The organism is Romboutsia sp., from assembly GCF_035470145.1.
Lineage (GTDB): Bacteria > Bacillota > Clostridia > Peptostreptococcales > Peptostreptococcaceae > Romboutsia_D.
Genome location: NZ_DATIRC010000201.1, coordinates 1 through 1,659 on the forward strand (window position 1 = coordinate 1; position 1,659 = coordinate 1,659).

At 32.5% G+C, this 1,659-nt stretch carries 2 protein-coding genes; one reads left to right on the top strand and one right to left on the bottom strand.

All coding sequences use genetic code 11. The features are described from left to right. Window positions 1–246, top strand: a 246-nt coding sequence (locus tag VLM92_RS08515) for a helix-turn-helix transcriptional regulator (protein WP_325275913.1), incomplete at its 5' end; no start/stop codon positions are given. A gap of 102 nt (window positions 247–348) precedes the next feature. Here VLM92_RS08515 and VLM92_RS08520 read toward each other — a convergent pair. Then, window positions 349–1,659 (bottom strand): PEP/pyruvate-binding domain-containing protein (locus tag VLM92_RS08520; RefSeq protein WP_325275914.1); only part of this gene is annotated, 1,311 nt, incomplete at its 5' end.

Below are 1,659 nucleotides of genomic sequence, written 5' to 3' on the forward strand. Positions count from 1 at the left end.
ATTCAAAAGCTTGGTGTTAATAAAAGTTATCTCAATAAGCTGTTTTTACAAACTTATAGCAGAACAATAGCTCAATACCTGCGTTTTATTCGGATAAGAAAAGCCAAAGTCCTGTTGCTTGAAGGAGCAACGGTTACCGAAAGCGCTTTTGAGTGTGGATTTGAAAGTATGTCTGCCTTTTATTCAAACTTCAAAAAGGAAACAGGTTGTCCCCCAAAAAGTTTTTATCGTAATAACGTAAAATAATCTTTAGAGCGACCAACACGGTCGCTCTTTTAATTTATCTAAAACATAGCCTTAAATAAAAAAAATATTACCATAACCTTTATTATAATATTTTTTCTATTATTAATTATAAGAACAAGTTACAATTTGTTCTGTAATATCTGAATATACTACCAGACCTTTTGTATCATATACTTTAATTACATTTTCATTTACCCTATCACTACCCACAATCTCACTTACTATGTTCTTACCTTCTCTAAGTTTATTTTCATTAAATATCACATCAGCTTTATTATCAAATAAAGCTACATAAAATATTCCCGTTTCAACTAAGTCTTGGAAGAAGTGGCTTCCATAAGATAGTTCTGGCATTAGGCCTTCATTACTATATGCAATTTCACACATAACGGACATATTGCATAATTCTGTAAAGTGAACAGGTACACCAAGTGAAGGAGTACTAGTTCCCCAACGACCAGGACCCATTAACATTGCATTTTTATTTTTTAGTGCTGTATTTACAATACCTATCTGTCTAGCAATTGAGTACTTATCTGTTTGGCTAAGATTAATATACTCTTCAGTTGAAACAAAAACCACATAATCAATTGGAAGTCTTACATTACCACCCATAAAGTTACCAACTGAAGAAAACAGGCAAGAGTTCTTATCTAAAAGCTTTGGAGCTTGCACAGTTTTGCCTAACCCTCTAGTTTGAAGAGGTCTACATTGAACTATATTAAATTTAAAATTACCATCTTTATTAAAGTTGGCTGTAAACTCTATATCAACAGGATGATTATATTCACTAGATAAAACAGATAAAACTCTTTTCATTACTTTAGGAAACTGAGTACTTTTTAGAACTCCTTGAAAATTTAAAATGAATGGTGCTTTTGATGGATCTCTACCAGTTTGTTTTAGCATTCTTTCTGTCTCATAATCTTTACATCCGAAAATATTTAGGTTCGCTTTTATATCATTTTTTATAGCATCATTTACATCAACTGTAGTAAGTTGGTTACTTTTAAGATTAAGTAAGTCTACATAGTGTTGAGAAAATTTTCGTTGATCGTCATAATTAGTAAGTGGTATTCTCATAGGGTCATCTAGAGTAACAATTCTTGCATAGTCATTATTTATTCTGTCAACAGCTCTTGTTCCAAGTCCAAATACAAGCCTAAGCATACCTGCTTCCATATCTATACGTTTATTCCAAACATATAGATTAGATGAGTTTCCAACACCCGCAAGATGAGGGTAGAAATATTCACCGTAATAGTCACCAGATACCCTTTGCACCAGTATAGCCATTTGTTCGTCACGTTTATCTAGACCTCTAAGTTTTCTATAGTTAAGAGCATCGTCATTCATGGTACTTGCATATACAGTACGAATTGCATCTTCAAAAGCTTGAAGTCTTTCTTCTGG